Here is a 19,238-nt window from a genome sequence, read left to right as displayed (position 1 = left end):
TGATCTTATTGTAAGATGAGTCCGGCATAAGCGAATTCAGCATCAGCCACTATTTGGTCACCGTCCTCAAGGCCGGTGACCCTGATGTATTCTTTTTCAATATCCAGCACCTGTACCGGTTTTAAACCGATCTTGTCTCCGTTTGCAATATAAACCTGACCGGTTCTGATCAGTGCTGATTTCGGGATCCTTGCTGCCTGAATTTCCTTGTCTGATTCGAATACTCCTTCGAGATAAAGACCTTCTCTCAGGTTCTCTCCACTTACCTTTAAGTACACGGATATCATTTGTGAAGTAGGGTCCAAAGTTGGATTCACTTGGTCAACCTGCGCGCTCCATGAGTTCCTTTGACCCTGATCCCGAACTGTGATCTCAGAACCAATATTAACCAGTGCGATCTGGTTCCTTTCCATTGAAACCTGAAGGATGTAGGAATCGGGATCTACTAAGGTTCCAAGGTGAAATTGTGGGCCTACGGTTTGACCGGGTTCCGCATTTGCTACCGAAAGAATCCCGCTGAATGGTGCGGAGATGGTAAATTTCTGTAGACGAGATTCAGCACTTTTGACCTGATAATATGCATCATAGATACCCCGCGAGCTCAGGAATTGTTGAAGCTGAGGATCATCCGTTTCCGGCATATTGGGAAAGGGTTGGTCCGGGTGAATATCTGTATACCAGGTATGGATCTGCTCAAACGATCCCGGGTAATCCATTTTAATGTCCGGAAGCGTTCGCGACAGTAAAGTCCGAAAATTGCTTTTTGATGACTGAAGCTGAAACTGAATCTCTTTACTGTCTACTTGTAGCATCGTCTCACCTTTTTTAAACGAGACTCCCTCTTTGAATGGTTTAGCGGGAGGAAGGATCTTGCCCTGAACTTCCGGAAAGATCATGAGTCTGTTTTCCGCTTTGAGCCGGCCGCTAACCGCTACAGTTTGTGGGTGTGAATCCAGCTCAATAGTAATGAGTTCAAGGTTTTTCAGGTCGGTGGACCGGCTATCCTGACTTTGTAAAGCTGTGGCTGCTTCGTTTTGGTCAGTATTGCATCCTGTCAGTGTAATTAACACCAGGAAAATGGCGTGTGTAATTTTCATATAAATTGTTTTATGAGGAATTCGTCAAACATAGTTTAAAGGTATTAATCACATGATTCAACCAAATGGTTGAAATGTAACCAAGGTCATTTAAATTCTTTCAAATTCAATTAAATCAGTAAGTAGTTACTAGAAAGAAGCCAATAGTTTTGCGGCATATATTAGGAGCTAAACAAATAATTCAACCATTTGGTTAATTTTTGTGCGGGACTTTTGTATGTTTGGTCATCAGAAATTGAAATTTTAGAAGTTGAGTTGATGGAAGACAAGACGACGGACCAATCATCTACAGAACTAAAAATATTTGAAGCGGCGAGAGAAGTGTTTCAGGCAAAGGGACTGGAGGGAGCCCGCATGCAGGAAATTGCAGATAAAGCTGAGATCAATAAATCCATGCTTCACTACTACTACCGTTCAAAAGCCAAGCTTTTTGAAAAGGTATATCAGCTTTCCATCATAAAGGTGATTCCCAAGATCGCTGAACTCTTAAATGAGAACCTGCCGCTGGAACAAAAGCTCAGAAGCTTTGTGGATAAATACCTCGAGATCGTTAAGGCAAATCCGGATATACCCCTGTTTGTTTTGCATGAGATGAACAAGGATCCAAACCGGCTCCGAAATTTTATGATCGATCAGATCGGGAAGAAAGTTCAGCCCTTCCTGCAACAGATCAGGGAAGAGCGTGAGAAAGGTAATACGGTAGATCTGCCTGCTGAACAGATCATGGTTAATATTATGTCTCTGATGATATTTCCATTTATAGCTCGCCCGGTATTCAAAACTATACTGGATAAAGATGACGAAGGCTATGAAGCATTTATTGAAGAAAGGCATCGCATATTGCCGGATTATGTCGTAAGTATTGTGATGAAAAAGTCGTCCTGAACGGCTCAATTCACAACATATTCACAATTGAATGGTATTTAATAGTGTATTATTAACAAAGATGGAGGAACATCATGGGAGTATTAAATGACAAGGTAGCGATCGTAACCGGAGCTGCAAAAGGAATTGGCAAATCAACAGCTTTATTGTTTGCAAAAGAAGGGGCAAAAGTAACGGTTTCTGATATTGACGAGGAGAATGGCAAAAAAGTAGTGGAAGCCATTAAATCAGATGGCGGGGAAGCCATATTTGTAAAAGCAGATGCCTCAAAGGCTGAAGACCACAAAAACTTGGTCAGTGAAACAGTTGAAGCATTTGGCAAACTGGATGTTGCGGTCAACAACGCCGGTATTGGTGGTCCGTTATCAAAAACGGCCGATTATCCAATTGACGGATGGGATACAGTGATCAAGCTCAACCTGAGTGGTGTGTTTTACGGAACCAAATATCAGATCGAGGAAATGCTGAAAAATGGAAGTGGCAGTATCGTGAATATTGCTTCCATACTTGGTCAGGTTGGAACCGCCAATTCTCCTGCTTATGTGGCAGCCAAGCACGGTGTAGTCGGTTTTACTAAAACAGCAGCTATTGAGTATGCCAAAGAAGGGATCCGGGTGAATTCAGTGGGACCGGGTTATATCAAAACCCCTTTGTTAGAGGGTCTGGATGATGAAACTCTGGAAATGCTGGTTGGATTACATCCAATTGGTCGCTTAGGAAAACCTGAAGAAGTAGCAGAGATCATACTCTGGCTTGCTTCCGACAAGGCCTCATTCGTTACCGGTAATTACTATGCAGTAGATGGAGGTTATTTGTCCCAATAGTCACCGGTTCAACAGAATTAACAGAACTAAAAAAAGCTCCTCAAAAATATTTGGGGAGCTTTTTTGCTTCAATTGATCTCAGGGTAAAAATTTCGGTACTTCATTTTATGCCAGAGGGCCAATAAAATACCCCAGAATATGACGGCAATGGCCTGATGCAGCACTCCAAGTGAAATGGGTACACTGTAGATGACGGTGAATATCCCGATCAAATATTGAAAGACGATCACACCCAAAAGAGAAGTTCCTAAGGTCATCAGGTCTGTGGTGTGGTCATTCTTGAGCATCTTCCACCAGAAAGCGGCTACCACTCCCAATAGGATCGTACCGTTAAGCCGGTGCAACCATTGAACAGTCCCGGGATTTTCAACAAGGTTTCTCATGAAGGGATCAAGCATTGAAAACGTAGGGGGGAGCCATTCACCTCCCATTTTAGGGAAGCTGTTGTACATGAATCCCGCATCGAGTCCGGCTGTGAAAGCTCCATAAATGATCTGTATCCACAGAAGTACACCGATGGAATACATCCATTTTTTGAAGGGGATTACGTCTGCTTCTCCTTTTTTAAGGCTGCTGTGGTATTTCACATCCAAAGCCAGCCAGAGGCAGTAGGCAAACAGAATGAGGGCCAGCGAGAAATGGATGGCCAGCCGATAATGACTTACATAGGGTACATCCACCAATCCGCTTTTAACCATGATCCAGCCCATGGCACCCTGTGAGGCTCCAAGTAACAGCAGTACCCATAGTCGTTTTAGCAGTCGCTTGTCAAAATACCCTTTCACCCAAAACCAGATAAAGGGTACGATGAAAACGATGCCCAAGACGCGCCCTATCAATCGGTGAAAATACTCCCAGAAGAAGATGGTTTTGAATTCATCGAGCGACATGCCCGCGTTGATCTTCTGATACTGAGGAAATTCCTTGTATCGTTCAAAGGCTTTATCCCATTCCACTTCATTCATCGGGGGGATGGATCCCATGATGAGGTTCCAGTCACTCATGGATAGACCGGAATCAGTCAATCGGGTGATGCCGCCGATCACTACCATGAGGGTGATCAGGATCACGCCCGACCACAGCCAGATATACACGGGGCGCTTATATTCGTTTGTCATGTCATTCAATTGTTTAAATAATTTATTCGTCTTCTCCGTAGATGAGGTCCAGGAATTCCTGCCGTTCAATGTTTCCGAAGTAATCCTTCACATCGATCTTTTCTATGGATGCAGCGATATCTTCCGGCTCATACCGAACATCCTGCAGCATATCTTCGATCTCATGCACGGATTCCTTGCCAAAGAAATCTCCGTAGATCTTCAGGTTCTTGATGTGGCCTTTCTGAACATCCAGCCGAAGGTCGATCTCGCCAACCGGAAATCGTTTCGATCGTTGAATGTTGAATTTCGGTGACTTCCCGTAATTCCAGTCCCAGTTACCGTATTTTTCTTCCTTCAATTCGTGAACCGATCTCCACTCATCCTCGGTCAGTTTGTAAGTTTCAAAATTCTCTCGGTCCTGATATAATCCATCAAGAATGTTTTGTTTGAAGTCGGCAAGCGTCATATTCTTTTCATCAATGAATTCAATGATGTTGGAAACCCGGCTACGCACAGATTTGTGTCCCTTTGACTGTATCTTACTCATCTTCACATTCAGGGCATTGGCTACCTCGCCAAGGTCGCTGTTAAAGAGAAGGGTTCCATGGCTGAACATGCGTTTACCGGTGGAGAACTGAGCATTTCCGGAGATCTTTTTACCATCAGCCAGGATATCATTTCGTCCACTCATTTCAGCAGGCACACCCATTTCCTTTAGGATGCGAATCACCGGTTCGTTGAATTTCAGGAAGTTATTCAGGTTCTCTTGTTTGTATTTGGTGATAAAACTGAAGTTCAGATTACCCAGGTCGTGATAAACGGCTCCACCGCCACTCATTCTGCGTACTACATGAATGCCGTTGCTTCTCACATATTCATCATTGATCTCCTCAAGAGTATTTTGGTTACGCCCAATGATGATGGAGGGTTCATTCACATAAAAGAGCAGATAGTCCTCCGATTCGCCAAAGTTTCTGAGTGCAAATTCTTCGAGTGCAAGGTTAACCTGAGGTTTGGTGATCCCCTCGTTATCAATAAATATCATTCTGTATAGAATTTTTGGATTTTGGTTTCAAAGGTTGCCTCCGCGAGAGCAGAGCTTATGATGTATCTAAAGGAAAATTCTCGGGACCAACTGAATTCCCGCCTTCTTAAAAGTGAACATTTGTAGGCGTAGTAACATCTTTGAAAAATTAACCATTCAGTTCACGTACACCGGCAACTTTCAATGATTGAGTTAGCACCAGACCATATACCACATGCATCAGAAGTCCGGCCAGGATGAATTTACCGGGCACCCAGGTGTTGGAATAAAAGATCCCGAACGATTCACCGGCAGCAGCTGACACAAAAGGAGAAACAAAAAGTCCGGCAAAAATGGAGATCATCACTCCGTAGATCAGCCCCTGGATCAACCAGTTTCCGGGAATACGGTCTTTCAAGTAAACCACCCAGATCATTGCCAGAAGTATGCCACCGATGTTAAATGCCAGGTTTCCAAATATGATATGATACGTTCCGGTGCCGTGGACCTCATTGAAGCTTTCAGTGAGAATATGCCCAACATCTATGACCGGAAGGCCGATACCACTTTGCAAAAAAGCCACCATAGCCATGGCAAAGGTTGCGATGAATCCACAAATGACGGTCCGGAAAAAGGTAGATGCACTCATATCAGAAGCCCTGTTTTAGTTGGATTTTCAAACGGCTTCAAAGTTACGAATTTTAGCGGTCACACTCTTTACAATTTAAAGTGGAACCGATCTTTGCCTTCCGGCCCTCTTTTGTTTTGACCCAGGGCCTGAGTTGCCAGGGTGGATTGTGCCGCACATGCTGTGTGTGCCCGCATTTAAGATCGGCTACCCAATCTCCCTCTTCATCTTTGTGAAAACCAATGATCGGCTGTTTCATTTTTGCCCTTAACTAAATGGTCATGGAACACGAATGAAGCGGATTCTGAGGATCGTTGCAGAAATAATGAAGATCCATGATCATCCGCTCTATCTGTGTTATCCGTGTTTAATTCCTTTTTTATCTATAAGCTGCTCAACATCCAGTGATTGAATCGCACTGATGGCTGCTTCCATGGCTCCTTCAGCACACAATCCACTCATGGAAGCGTGCATGAATCCTTCTTTGGCAGCTTCTATGCAGGCCTGCCTGATTGTTTCGGCTAATTCAAGTTCAGTGTTCATGATCTGCGGGGGTGTGTGATATTGGCCATTTCTTACCCAAGTATAAGGTCATGCAGGCAAAGAGAAAATGTTAAGGGTGAATCAATTCGGGTGGTTCACCCTGCTGATCAAAAATAAAGTTGGGGTTCCTGAAAAAACTTTCCGAGAAATTCTACCGATGCTGAATTAAAAAGCTTAACTTTGGATGTTTACAAAGAGCGCAACCATTTTTTTGTAACTAAAACTCACTCAGTCATCAAAAAATTTAGTTTAAGTCCGGTTACGGCTGTTGCCCATTCCAACATTGCAATGATCAAGTATTGGGGCAAGCGGTCGGTAGAGTATAATCTTCCGGCAGTGGGTTCTATATCTTTGACCCTTGATGCTCTTCACACCAGGACCACTCTTCAGTTCAGTGATACGCTTAAAGAAGATCAGCTCATATTGAATGATCAGGATGCATCTGCAACAGCCCTGAAGCGCTTATCAGATTTTTTGGATACAGCCGCCGGTAACAGTGACCGACCTAAAGCAAAAGTGATCAGTGAAAATAACTTTCCGACCGGTGCGGGTTTAGCCTCTTCGGCCTCGGGTTTTGCGGCCCTTGCACTGGCAGCCGGTAAAGCAATGGGACAATCACTTTCTGATGAAGCCCTCTCAAGGCTGGCACGGATGGGATCCGGTTCGGCAGCCCGCTCTATCTACGGAGGTTTCAGTGAAATGCAGTTGGGAACTAAAGATGACGGAAGTGAAGATTTTGCCGTTCCCCTGCAGGATGAGAATTACTGGGATGTGAGATTACTGGTAGCAGTCACGTCCGATGAAAAAAAGGAACTCGGTTCAACCGAAGGGATGTTGCGAACAGCCAAAACGGCACCTTACTATGAGCATTGGGTATCATCTCACCCTAACGACCTGAGGGAGATGAGACAAGCAATTGCTGACAAGGATTTTGAGAAAACGGGGGAACTGACGGAACATAGCTGCTTTAAAATGCATGGTTTAGCTATGGCTGCCAAACCTCCTATACTTTATTGGAATGCTGCGACCACAGAAACGATTCATAGAGTGTGGATTTTACGAAAAAATGGTATACCGGCTTATGTAACGATCGATGCCGGACCCCAGGTAAAAATATTATGTTTACCTGAATCTGTGGAAGCTGTAAAAAGTGCTCTTTCAGAAATTGACGGCGTAAGATCTGTAATTGAAGCTAAACCGGGGCCTGGTGCGTACATCATGGAAACGGTGAATGAAACGATCATATGATGGACCAAACGACAATTAACGTTAAATCTCCCGGAAAGTTGATCCTCTTGGGTGAGTATGCCGTGCTGGAAAAAGCTCCTGCGCTTGTTGCTGCTGTAAACAGGCATTGTAAGGTTCGCATTGAGTCACTTTACAACAGCACGTTTCAGGTACGAACCCCAAATCTGAACATTCCTGAGATACAGTTCATCCTGGATCAGGATGGGGATGCCCATTTCAGAACTAATGTTGATTCGAAAACTCAGGAGCAGCTTCATTTTGTACTTGCCATACTGAAATATGTAAGTCAGAAAGCAGGAAAGATTCCCGGTGCTTCTATCAGTATCGATACCACATCATTTTATCACAGGGTTACTGGGAATAAGTTTGGACTGGGTTCAAGCGCGGCTTTAACGGTCTCATTGCTCTCAGGTTTGATGGAGTACATTGGTAAAAATATCTCGGATGAAGACCTGTATCGAGAGGCCTTTCTGGCTCACCGTTTTGCTCAGGGAAAAATGGGTAGCGGAGTGGATATAGCAGCCAGTGCCACCGGAGGTATCATCAGTTACAGCATGCCTGAAAATGCAAACAGGTTAAATGGCAATATTCAAAAGATCGGTCGCCCCGATAACCTGTACATGGAATGCATCTGGGCCGGTTATGCGGTTTCCACACGCAATTTTGTACGGAATGTTCATACCTATAAAAATGAGCATCCAAAGGATTATGATAAGCTGCTTGACACCATGGGTATGCTTTCCAAAGAAGGAGTTAAGGCTTTTGCCGGCAATGATACTGATGCCTTTCTGAATATTATTTCTGATTTCTTTGAATGTGAACGCGAGCTTGGCCTGAGAAGTGGAACGGAGATCGTATCAGATGTTCATGAAGAGATCAACTCCATCGTGAAAGCTCAGGGTGGAACCTACAAACCATCAGGTGCCGGCGGTGGTGATATTGGAATTGCCTTCTGCAATAACCCCGATTGTATTGAAAAGATCCGGCGTGCCATCAAAGAGAGTATGTTTGATCTGATGAATCTTGAAGTACAACCCAAAGGGGTCCAGATCTCAGCCCGAAAGGAAATTGGATAAAAGAACGTGTATGGATCTTTGGATCTGAGCCAACAAGCTTCCGATCCATCCTGGAAACGTGTGTGTAAATTGATTTTTGATGAGTAACAACGATAAATCCCGCATCCCCAAGTTTTATAAGTATAGTGTAGAAAACCGGCTGGATATTCTCCGTGAAAAGGAGATCCTGAGTCAGGAAGATTACATTGCCCTTCGCGAACAAATGCATCTGCTTTCGCAGGATGATGCCGACAAGATGATCGAGAATGTGATCGGGGTGTTTGGCCTGCCCATGGGATTGGGACTGAATTTCCTGATCAATGAAAAGCCCTACATCGTGCCAATGGTAGTGGAAGAACCATCCATTCTGGCAGCAGTCAGTTCAGCGGCCAAGGTAGTGCGTAATGCCGGTGGTTTTGAGGTTGAATCGGATGACCCGATCCTAATCGGTCAGATACAGCTGGTGGATGTTCGGCATCCAATGAAAGTCCGGCATACCATTCTGCAGGAAAAGCAAGAGATCCTGAACCTGGCAAACAGCCTGCATCCTAACATGGTTAAACGTGGAGGGGGAGCCATAGATCTTGAAGTGATGATCCATCAGCAGGATCGGCATCCGGGAAGTATGGTGGTTGTGCATCTACTGGTTGATACAAGAGATGCAATGGGAGCCAATCTGGTAAACAGTATGTGTGAAGGCGTAGCTCCACTCATCGAGAAGATGTCAGGCTCAAAGGTATATCTGAGGATCTTATCAAACCTGACCGACCGGGCTATGGTTCGGGCAAAATGTGTGATCCCGACGAAGTATCTGGATTTCAACGATTCTTCCGGAAAGGAGGTTAGGGACGGGATCATTCGGGCAGCTGAGTTTGCTGCTATCGATCCATACCGGGCCTCAACCCACAATAAAGGGATCATGAATGGCATAGATCCGCTTGCCATCGCTACCGGTAACGATTGGCGGGCCATTGAAGCCGCCGCTCATGCCTATGCCTCAAGAAGCGGACGATATACCTCACTGACCAACTGGTTCAAAAATGAACAGGGTGATCTGGTGGGTACTATTGATATTCCTCTGAAGGTTGGAACCGTTGGCGGGTCACTCAAATCCAATAAAGCGGTGGGGATTGCTCACCGGATCCTTGGGATCGAGTCGGCTACCGAACTGGCTGAAGTGATGGGAGCGGTTGGACTGGCGCAAAACTTTTCGGCTCTGCGTTCACTTGGAACTGAAGGTATTCAGCGTGGACATATGACCCTGCATGCACGCAGTGTGGCAAGTACAGCCGGCGCTCCGGCAGAGCTATTTGAGGAAGTTCTTGAACGATTGGTGGAAAGTGGCGAGATAAAAGTCTGGAAAGCCAAAGAGATCATAGATGAGCTTCAAAAAGAGAAGAAGATCGGAACCATTTCGGCTCCCACTGTGGATAAAGATGAGGACATGTCCTTTGGTTACGGCAAGATCATCCTGACAGGAGAACATTCTGTGGTGCACGGTACTCATGCCGTCGCGGCCCCAATCACCCTTAAAATGAAAGCGAAGGTTTGGGATCATGACAAAGGAGTCAGGCTACTGATCCCAAGATGGGGCGTGGAGCAGACCATTGAATTCGGAGCCGATCACAAGTATTCCATTTACAAATCCCTTGAAATGATCCTTGATCACCTTGATCTGAGGGATAAAGGCATGAATATCGAAGTATTTCCCGAAGTACCGAGAGCAATGGGTATGGGAGGATCTGCGGCATTGGCCGTTGCGATCATACGTGCCCTGAACAAACATTTTGAATTAGGGCTGGGAGATGACGATGTAAGAAGATTGTCTTTTGAGTCTGAGGACATCGTGCACGGCGGAGCTTCGGGGATCGATAATACCGTATCGACCTATGGTAACCTGATCGCCTTTCAGAAAGGTACTCCACCCGATATGCAGACCATCACTCTAAACGAATCCATCCCAATTGTGATCGGATTGAGTGGGGTTGAAAGCATGACCTCCAAGATGGTGAAGCAGGTGCGTGAGCAGGCTGAAAAATATCCTAAATGGTATAAGCAGATATTCAATCAAATGGATGAGCTGGCCATTGCATCCAAAGCAGCCATTGAGTCACGTGACCTTGATGAACTTGGTATGATCATGAATATGAATCACGGTTTCCTGAATATTTTAGGGGTTTCCTGTCCTGAGGTAGAAGAGCTGGTTGAGATCGCCCGACAGAATGGAGCATTAGGCGCCAAACTGACCGGAGGCGGTGGCGGTGGAGCTATGATCGCCCTGTGTGATTCTGAAAAAACTCAGAAGACCATTCAAAAGGAAATGCATCAGGCAGGATATGATGCACTTATTACAGAGATCAAAAGTAATAACTGATCTGTACCCTGTTTTCCGGATCGGGTAAGTTAGGCTGATCTCAACAGCTTCATATTAAGTACACATAACAACGGCAAATTCAGTTAAATGGAATGGACCATCATTCCGCGAATGAATCAAGAATTTGCACAGACCTATGAGTACACCATTACAAGAGTCACTTACGGAAACAAAAGATCTAAAAAGAAAAACAGAGATCATGGCTCCGGCGGGTGACTGGGCTTCGTTGAGAGCGGCCATTCAGGGAGGAGCCGGATCGGTTTATTTTGGGATCGAACAGCTTAATATGCGGGCTCGTGCCAGTAATAATTTCACGATGGATGATCTTCCCGAGATCGCCGAACTGGCAAGAAAAGAAAACATTCGTACCTACCTGACGCTGAATACCGTGCTGTACGATCACGATCTGCCATTGATGAAGCGTATTATTGACGCTGTGAAAGAACATGGAATTACCGCCATCATCGCTGCAGATCAGGCCGCCATTTTGTATGCAGCAAAACAGGGAGTGGAAGTCCATATATCGACCCAAGCCAATATTTCAAATATTGAAATGGTAGAGTTTTACAGCCACTTTGCCGATGTGATGGTTCTTGCAAGAGAACTCAGCCTCGGACAAATGAAAAAGATCGTTGAAGGCGTAAAGGAAAGACATATTACGGGTCCTTCCGGTAAGCCGGTTCAGATCGAGGTATTTGCCCATGGGGCTCTTTGTATGGCGGTATCAGGTAAATGCTACCTGAGTCTTCATACCTATAATTCATCGGCGAACAGAGGGGCTTGTAAACAAAATTGCCGACACGCTTACCGGGTTACCAACGATGAAGGTGAGGAGCTGGTGGTTGATAATGAGTATATCATGTCGCCCAAAGATCTGTGCACGATCGATTTTATGGATCAGCTGCTGGATACCGGCGTGGAAGTCCTGAAAATTGAAGGACGTGGCCGATCACCGGAGTATGTTAAAACCGTGACCCGTTGTTACAGGGAAGCCGCCGAAGCAGTGGCAGAGGGAACTTTCTCAAAAGAAAAAGTAGTCGGCTGGAAAAAAGATCTGGAAGAGGTATACAACCGTGGTTTCTGGGACGGATATTACCTGGGAAGAAGGCTTGGAGAGTGGAGTGAAGTTCACGGTTCAGCAGCTACTAAAGAAAAACGGTTTATCGGGAAAGTGCTGCATTACTACCCGAAAGCAGAGGTTGCCCATGTGCGCATCAAAGCCGGGGGACTGAGCAAAGATGACAAGCTGCTTATCATAGGCAATAAGACTGGGGTAGCTGAGCCAACTATCCATTCTATCTGGATGGAAGATACGCCTGTAGAAAGCGTTGAAAAAGGCAACGATTGCACACTTAAAATAGATTGCGTTGTTGATGACGGAGATAAGATCTATGTGTGGGAGGACAAGCAGTAATGCGGATCACATTTTACAGAGATCGATGTATTGGATGTAACTACTGCGTGGAGGCCTGGCCCGAACGGTGGCAAATGTCAAAGCGGGATGGGAAGTGTGTACTCATCGGAGGTAAGCAAAAGGGGAAGGTTTTTTCAGTTGAGGCGGGTGAATTTGAGAGAGAATTAAATGAACGGGCAGAAGAAGTCTGTCCGGTAAACGCTATCAGAGTCAGTAAATAACTCTCACTTTTTGGTGATAACAGCGACTCGCTCAAACACCCCCTGAAGTTATGTGACCAATGTCACAGAGTTGTCTTAACAGGCTAATTTCATCATTTCCATAAGTGTAGTAAATACAATATTTAAAACGGCATAAAAATACCAATATCTTCATTCAATAAATTTATTGAATGAAGTTTGAAGACTGTGTATTCTTTATCGCATTAAAATTTGATGATAGATGAAAACACGCGAGTTCAAAAAGAAATTATATAAACAGTTAGCGGTGGTCACCAAGGCACTGTCTAACCCAACACGATTGGAGATACTGGATCTGATCGCGCAAGGACCGGTACCCGTAGAGTACATTGCCGAACATATTGATCAACCGGTAGCCAATGCTTCACAACACCTTCAGGTTTTGAAGAAGTCAGGCTTGGTTGAAACCGAAAGAAAGGGAAAATATAACTACTACCGGATGGCCGGAAAGCAGGTGTACGATGTGTGGAATTCTCTGAGGGCTATTGGGTTCTCAAGAAATTCTGAGATCGAAGACCTGCTGAACGATTACCGCAGTAAGAAGTCAGGATTGAAAACCATATCGAGGGATGAACTACTGAGGAAAATGGAGGAAGATGATGTATATCTCATTGATGTTCGTCCATCTGAGGAATTTGAGTTAGGGCATATCAAGAATGCTGTTTCTCTTCCGAAAGTGGAGTTAGGGGAACGCCTCGATGAATTACCAAAAGACAAAGAAGTTGTAGCCTACTGCCGGGGCCCACTTTGCCTGATGGCAGATGAAGCTGTTCGGTTTTTGAAGGAAAACGGATTTAATGCAGTCAGATTAGATGAGGGTTTTCCTGAATGGAAAGCCATTGACCTGCCGGTAGATTGATCTTTAAAGATATTATTAAACAAAAAGAGGTAAACATGGATAAAGCAAAATGTTTGGTGAGGTTATACCTGGGGTTTCGGTGATACACTTCCTTCAGATCTTTGAAAACGTCGGCTGGGTCACGCCACTTTAAGCCGAAGAAATAAATTTCATAACTAACTAAAAAATAATCACTAAGATGAATTACAGAAATTCATATGTACCAAAGGTATATCTGATGGCAGCAATGTTGCTGTTACCATTACAGCTATTTTCGCAGGGTCAGGTTACAACTGATCAGACCCTCTCGCTTTCACTACAGGAAGCAATGGAATTAGCCGTTGATCAAAACTTTAACCTTGAACAGGCGGGCTACGATGTGGACAAAACCAAAGCTCAATTCCGGCAAACCAACGCCGTGTTTCTGCCACAGGTCTCGTTCGAGTACAACGCTATTTCAACCGATGACCCATTAAATGTATTTGGGTTTAAGCTAAAACAGGAAGTGGTCTCTCAACAGGATTTCAATCCGGTTTTGCTGAATGATCCGGATGCCTATGAAAACTACAGTGCCAAATTTGAAGTTCGTCAGCCATTGATCAACCCTGACATGTTCCTTCAGAGAAGTGCGATGAAAAGTCAGCTTAATTCAGCAAATGAGCAGCTGGAAGGCACAAAGAATTATGTACGCTATCAGGTTCGGCAGCAATACTACAACCTGATCCTGCACAACGAACAGATCGAGGTACTTGAATCGGCTCTTAAAACAGCCGGTGAGCACCGGAGACAGGCACAAAACTATTTTGAAGAAGGACTGATCAGCAAAGAGGATTATTTATCCGCCAAAGTTTATGAGCTGGATATGGAGAGCCGCATGCTTCAAACAAAAAATGCACTCGAGAAGGTACAGGAAGACATGGCTTTGCTACTTGGCCTTGAAGGGAATACAACGGTTCAACCAACCGACGAACTGAATTATGAATTACAGGCAGATGCCGCCGTTGCAACTAACGACTTCGAAGTGAATAATGCTCAAACGCGTGCCATTGATTACAAAGTTCAGGCCGCCAAAAAAATGGTCAGAGCTTCGGAATTTAGTTTCATCCCCAAGATCAATTTGTTTGGGAGTTACGAGTTCAATGATAATGAATTTGCGGGTTTTGACGCCTCCTCGTACATGATCGGGGCCAATTTAAGATGGGATATTTTCTCAGGCTTCAGCAAGGTAGGCAAAGTAATGGAAGCTAAAGCAGATTACCGAAAAGCTCAAAGCATGCAGGAAAGTCACAGGCTGGATCAGGAAAATAAGGTTCGTCAGGCAATGCGTTCGATTGATCACGCGACCAAGCAGATCTCGTTGACCGAACAAGCCATCGAGCAATCCACCGAGGATGTGAAGATCCGCACCAACCGATACGTGGAAGGCATGGAAAGAACCACTGACCTGCTGGAGGCAGAAACCAAATTAGCAGAAGCCAAACTGAAAAATGTGATGGCCCTGTATCAGTACAATATGAGCATTGCTGCCCTTGAAATGCTGCTCGAAAATGATCTTAAAAATTAACCGACTAACACGAACTACAATGAATTATTTATTAAAAGACCGTATGAAAACTCTTTCGGCACTGCTGGCACTTACATTTTTGATCACATCAGCCACCGGATGCAGTTCAGAAACAGAAACTATTGAAAACACTCGATCTGTGAATGTTAAGGTTGAGACAGCCTCCAACACGTTGTCTGCTTCAACGCAGTCTTTCCCAGGCATGGTGGAAAGTGACAATCAGGCCAACCTGAGTACGATCGTTATGGGAACAGTAACGGAAGTCCCGGTTGAGGTGGGTGAACAAGTGAAGAAAGGCGATGTGCTGATCCGGATCAAAGACGATCAGATCCTGGCCCAGAAATCACAGCTTGAAGCCAACATGGTTCAGGCCAAAGCCAACCTTGAAAACACCGAAAAGAACTATAATAGGATCAAAAACCTGTATGCAGAGGAAAGTGCTACTTCCAAAGAACTGGATGATATCTCAACCATGTATGAGATCGCCAAAGCCAATATGGATGCACTGAATGCCCGTATGAATGAAGTGAACGAAATGCTGGCATACACCACCATTCGTGCTCCATTTGACGGTATCGTGGCGCGAAAGTTTGTGGCAGAAGGCGATATGGCCGCACCGGGACATCCATTGGTGGCCGTTGCAGATCCGGGACAGATCAAGATTACAGCCAACGTACCTGAGCAGTGGATCGGTGAGATCTCTGAAGGGGATGCCGTGAAGGTAAGTATTGAATCCGCCGGAGTTTATAACGCAGCAGCAACACTGATCGCTGTAAGTGAAGCCGGTGACCCTATGAGTCGACAGTATGCTGTGGAAGCAAAACTTGAGGATGCTGAGCTCTCGTCTAAACTAAAAACAGGCATGTTTGCCCAGGTGGGCATGAACTTAGGCTCAAGCGAAGCTCTTTTCATTCCTAAAACGGCACTTGTAACGAGAGGGCAGCTGACCGGGGTTTATACCTTAACGGACGATAATAAGGCTGTACTGAGATGGGTACGTCTGGGACAAAGCTCAGGAGATCGGGTTGAAGTATTATCCGGTTTAACAGCGGGTGAGCCATACGTAACTGAAGCGAATGAAGAACTCAGACAGGGTTTGACACTGAACATTCAGTAAAACGATCTGTACATCACACAATCAAGAATTTTAAGGATATAGAATAAAATGAATACCGGATTAGCAGGTAAAATTGCACAGGGTTTTATTGATTCGAAGCTGACGCTGCTTTTGATGATCGCCTTTTTAGCAATTGGAGTATATGGAGTCTGGCTGACGCCAAGCGAAGAAGAACCGCAAATTGATGTACCCATGGCCGACATCTATGTTGGTTACCCGGGGGCATCGCCGCAGGAAGTTGAAAACAAGATCGCCATTCCTTTAGAGAAGGTGCTTTCAAATATTTCCGGAGTTGAGTACGTGTATTCAACCTCCATGCCGGAAATGGCCATGGTATCTGCCCGTTTCTTTGTTGGGCAGGATGTGGAAGAAAGCCTGGTGAGACTTTACAACGAGATCATGAAGTTCATGGACAAAAAACCCGAAGCGGTGACCATGCCTATGATCAAAACCCGATCGATCAACGATGTGCCGATCGTGACCCTGACCCTTTGGAGTGAAACACAGGATGATTATCAGCTGCGAAGAGTAGCTCAGGTGCTCGATAATGAGATCAAATCCATTACCGATGTTGCCGAGACCAAGATACACGGAGGCCGTTCACGAACCATTCAGGTGGTATTGGATAAAGAGAAAATGGCCGCTTTATCAGTTGATCCCCTGAGAATTGCACAAACCGTTAAGGTTGCGAACCGGGAATTCAATTCCGGTTCTTTTACATCCGATGATGAGGAATTTCTGGTACAAACCGGAAGCTTTCTGGAAACCGCTGAGGATGTAGCCAATCTCGTGTTAGATGTACGGGGAGGAGATCCTATTTTACTCAGGGATGTGGCCGAGATCAAAGACGGACCTGGTGAACCCGCAAGTTATGTGTCGTATTCACCGGGACCGGTTGCCGCTGAAGAGAAAGGAATTTCAGCCGGCGGAGCCTTTCCTGCTGTGACGATCTCTGTAGCCAAACGACAGGGAGCCGACGCCATGACCATTGCCACTGACATCGACCGCATGGTTGAGGAACTTCAGGGCACGGTGGTTACTTCTGATATTCATGTGGAAAGCACCCGTAACTACGGAAAAACAGCCACGGAAAAAGTAAACACGCTGATGATCCACTTATTGGTGGCGGTATTATCCGTTTCATTTGTGGTATTTCTGGCGATGGGTTGGAGAGGAGCATTGGTGGTATTCATATCCGTGCCCATCACTTTTGCCCTGACGTTGTTCTTCTATTACATGTATGATTATACCTTGAACCGGATCACCTTGTTTGCCCTGGTATTCGTGACGGGTATTGTGGTGGATAATTCCATTATTGTGGCCGAGAACATGCACAGGCACTTTAAAATGAGAAACCTGCCGTTCAAACAGGCAGCCATTTATGCCATCAATGAGGTGGGTAACCCAACGATATTGGCTACCTTCACCGTAATTGCCGCTGTAATTCCTATGGCCTTTGTATCAGGATTGATGGGACCTTATATGAGTCCGATCGCCATTGGAGCCACGGTTGCTATGATCCTGTCACTGATCATCTCACTGATCGTAACTCCATGGCTCGGGTACAGATTACTGAAAGCATCCCGGGTGCAGGCGATCGACAGTTCAGGAAAACGCTATAAACTGGAAGACACCATCATCTACAAAGTGTACGACAAAACGATGCGTCCACTCATGGAAAGTTCAGCCAAACGCTGGGGATTCCTGATCGGAACCACGATCGTATTGTTCGGAACACTGGTGTTATTCTACACACGTTCTGTGGAAGTTAAGATGCTTCCGTTCGATAATAAAAATGAGATCCAGCTGATCATAGACATGCCGGAAGGGGCAACTCTGGAACGCACTGAAGCAGTAGCTCAGGAGGTTGGATTGGTTTTGTTGGATATTCCGGAAGTGTATGACTATCAGGTTTACTCAGGAACTAATGCCCCCATTAACTTTAACGGGTTGGTAAGAAGTTACGACCTCCGCCAAAATGCAAATGTGGCGGATATACAGGTCAACCTGGTGGATAAGAGCCTGCGGTCAGACCAAAGTCACGACATTGCCAAAAGAATGCGCCCAATGGTGCAGAAAGTTGGTGAGAAATACGGTGCCAATGTTAAAGTCGTTGAGGTTCCACCGGGACCTCCTGTGATGTCAACTTTAGTTGCCGAAGTTTATGGGCCGGATCTGGAAATGCAGCGTGAGATCGGAGAAGATATCAAAACCATATTTTCTGAAACTCCCGGTATTGTGGATGCCGACTGGATGGTGGAAGCCGATCAAACCAAGTATTATTTCAATGTAGATCGTCAAAAAGCGGGGATGAGTGGTGTGATGCCAAATCAGGTTACAGAAGCTTTAGGCATGATCCTTGGGCAGCATCCGGTAACTTCCTTGTATGATGAAAAGGAATCATCACCTGTGCCGATCACCCTCAAACTGGATGAAAGTGACCGTGCTGGTATTCATAAACTGGGTGGACTGAATGTTCAGTCCCAAACCGGAGCCATGATCCCGATCACTGATCTGGTGGTGGAAGAAGAAAAAACGCTTGAAAAAAGCATTCACCGCAAGAATCAGCGTCGCGTGGTGTACGTGACGGCAGAAGTGGCCGGCGAGATAGAAAGTCCCGTTTATGCCATCCTTGATGCCGGAGATGAGATCGATGGACTGAATGTGCCGGAAGGTTACGCCCTGGCCCAACAGTTCTCAGGTCAGCCGTTTAACAGTGAAAATCTGACTGTTAAATGGGATGGTGAATGGCAGATCACACTTGAAGTATTCCGTGATCTGGGTATTGCCTTTGGGGTAGTACTGCTCATCATCTACATCCTGATCGTAGGCTGGTTCCAGGATTTTGGAGTTCCAATTATCATGATGATCGCGATACCACTGTCATTGATCGGAATTCTGCTGGGGCACTGGTTCACGGGAGCTTTCTTTACAGCCACCTCAATGATCGGGCTGATCGCCTTGGCAGGGATCATGGTAAGGAACTCAGTACTGCTGATCGACTTCATTCAGATCAGTTTAAGGCAGGGTAACAGCCTGCAGGATGCCGTAGTGGAAGCCGGAGCTGTGCGAACCATGCCAATTTTATTGACGGCCGGAACCGTTGTGATCGGTGCGATAGTGATCCTGTTCGATCCGATCTTTCAGGGATTAGCCATTTCACTGATGGGTGGAGCGATCGCCTCCACAGCGCTGACACTGGTTACCGTTCCTCTCATCTATTTTATGGTGAAGAACAGACTGAGCCGTGAAGAGATCATCAGGTAACATCAGAACCTGAAGTACAGG

At 45.4% G+C, this 19,238-nt stretch carries 17 protein-coding genes; 11 read left to right on the top strand and 6 right to left on the bottom strand.

The features are described from left to right. Positions 1 to 5 precede the first annotated feature (5 nt). A complete protein-coding gene (locus tag C3B73_RS08905; protein ID WP_103665250.1) occupies positions 6 to 1,097 on the bottom strand; it encodes an efflux RND transporter periplasmic adaptor subunit in 1,092 nt (363 codons plus the stop codon). 258 nt (positions 1,098 to 1,355) lie between these two features. Between C3B73_RS08905 and C3B73_RS08900 the strand changes: the two genes are divergently transcribed. Together C3B73_RS08900 and C3B73_RS08895 are read left to right on the top strand one after the other, a co-directional pair. Further along, positions 1,356 to 1,982 carry a TetR/AcrR family transcriptional regulator gene (locus tag C3B73_RS08900; protein WP_157939459.1) on the top strand — a complete coding sequence of 209 codons (627 nt, stop codon included), beginning with the start codon at positions 1,356 to 1,358 and terminating at the stop codon, positions 1,980 to 1,982. 74 nt (positions 1,983 to 2,056) lie between these two features. Continuing rightward, positions 2,057 to 2,806 (top strand): SDR family NAD(P)-dependent oxidoreductase, encoded by a 750-nt coding sequence (locus C3B73_RS08895; protein ID WP_103665248.1) that lies wholly within the window; start codon positions 2,057 to 2,059, stop codon positions 2,804 to 2,806. Between the two features lie 68 nt (positions 2,807 to 2,874). On the opposite strand, the gene C3B73_RS08890 is transcribed toward C3B73_RS08895, so the two are convergent. From C3B73_RS08890 to C3B73_RS08870, 5 genes are all read right to left on the bottom strand, one after another. Then, on the bottom strand, positions 2,875 to 3,924 hold the full coding sequence (locus C3B73_RS08890; RefSeq protein WP_103665247.1) for a COX15/CtaA family protein: 1,050 nt from the start codon (positions 3,922 to 3,924) through the stop codon (positions 2,875 to 2,877). A 22-nt stretch (positions 3,925 to 3,946) separates the two neighbouring features. After that, complete coding sequence (locus C3B73_RS08885; protein WP_103665246.1) at positions 3,947 to 4,951, bottom strand: lipoate--protein ligase; 1,005 nt, start codon at positions 4,949 to 4,951, stop codon at positions 3,947 to 3,949. A gap of 148 nt (positions 4,952 to 5,099) precedes the next feature. Beyond that, the gene (locus C3B73_RS08880; protein WP_103665245.1) at positions 5,100 to 5,579 is read right to left on the bottom strand and encodes a hypothetical protein; all 480 of its coding nucleotides are present in this window, start codon (positions 5,577 to 5,579) and stop codon (positions 5,100 to 5,102) included. A 52-nt stretch (positions 5,580 to 5,631) separates the two neighbouring features. Beyond that, a complete protein-coding gene (locus C3B73_RS08875; RefSeq protein WP_103665244.1) occupies positions 5,632 to 5,817 on the bottom strand; it encodes a DUF3565 domain-containing protein in 186 nt (61 codons plus the stop codon). Between the two features lie 98 nt (positions 5,818 to 5,915). Then, positions 5,916 to 6,101 (bottom strand): acetyltransferase, encoded by a 186-nt coding sequence (locus tag C3B73_RS08870; RefSeq protein WP_103665243.1) that lies wholly within the window; start codon positions 6,099 to 6,101, stop codon positions 5,916 to 5,918. 180 nt (positions 6,102 to 6,281) lie between these two features. Here C3B73_RS08870 and mvaD point away from each other — a divergent pair, with 180 nt between their 5' ends. The 9 genes from mvaD (at position 6,282) to C3B73_RS08825 (ending at position 19,217) form a co-directional block, all read left to right on the top strand. Beyond that, positions 6,282 to 7,349 carry a diphosphomevalonate decarboxylase gene (mvaD, locus tag C3B73_RS08865; protein ID WP_198597321.1) on the top strand — a complete coding sequence of 356 codons (1,068 nt, stop codon included), beginning with the start codon at positions 6,282 to 6,284 and terminating at the stop codon, positions 7,347 to 7,349. After that, positions 7,346 to 8,425 (top strand): mevalonate kinase family protein, encoded by a 1,080-nt coding sequence (locus C3B73_RS08860; protein WP_103665242.1) that lies wholly within the window; start codon positions 7,346 to 7,348, stop codon positions 8,423 to 8,425. The genes mvaD and C3B73_RS08860 overlap by 4 nt, the downstream gene beginning before the upstream one ends. A gap of 79 nt (positions 8,426 to 8,504) precedes the next feature. Then, positions 8,505 to 10,778, top strand: coding sequence for a hydroxymethylglutaryl-CoA reductase, degradative (locus tag C3B73_RS08855; protein ID WP_103665241.1), 2,274 nt, complete (start codon positions 8,505 to 8,507; stop codon positions 10,776 to 10,778). A gap of 136 nt (positions 10,779 to 10,914) precedes the next feature. After that, positions 10,915 to 12,192 (top strand): peptidase U32 family protein, encoded by a 1,278-nt coding sequence (locus C3B73_RS08850; RefSeq protein WP_103665240.1) that lies wholly within the window; start codon positions 10,915 to 10,917, stop codon positions 12,190 to 12,192. After that, entirely contained in the window at positions 12,192 to 12,413 is a 222-nt protein-coding gene (locus C3B73_RS08845) for a ferredoxin (protein WP_103665239.1), read from the top strand. The genes C3B73_RS08850 and C3B73_RS08845 overlap by 1 nt, the downstream gene beginning before the upstream one ends. Positions 12,414 to 12,633: 220 nt before the next feature. Continuing rightward, positions 12,634 to 13,290, top strand: coding sequence for an ArsR/SmtB family transcription factor (locus C3B73_RS08840; protein ID WP_103665238.1), 657 nt, complete (start codon positions 12,634 to 12,636; stop codon positions 13,288 to 13,290). A gap of 178 nt (positions 13,291 to 13,468) precedes the next feature. Further along, positions 13,469 to 14,833: a TolC family protein gene (locus tag C3B73_RS08835; RefSeq protein WP_103665237.1), complete on the top strand. Its 1,365-nt coding sequence runs from the start codon at positions 13,469 to 13,471 to the stop codon at positions 14,831 to 14,833. A 19-nt stretch (positions 14,834 to 14,852) separates the two neighbouring features. Continuing rightward, positions 14,853 to 15,950, top strand: a complete 1,098-nt coding sequence (locus C3B73_RS08830; RefSeq protein ID WP_157939458.1) for an efflux RND transporter periplasmic adaptor subunit — start codon at positions 14,853 to 14,855, stop codon at positions 15,948 to 15,950. A gap of 48 nt (positions 15,951 to 15,998) precedes the next feature. Further along, a complete protein-coding gene (locus C3B73_RS08825) occupies positions 15,999 to 19,217 on the top strand; it encodes an efflux RND transporter permease subunit (RefSeq protein WP_103665235.1) in 3,219 nt (1,072 codons plus the stop codon). Positions 19,218 to 19,238: the final 21 nt, after the last annotated feature.

Source organism: Gracilimonas amylolytica (assembly GCF_002911695.1).
Taxonomy (GTDB): Bacteria; Bacteroidota; Rhodothermia; order Balneolales; family Balneolaceae; genus Gracilimonas; species Gracilimonas amylolytica.
This window is presented reverse-complemented; position numbering and strand designations above follow the sequence as displayed.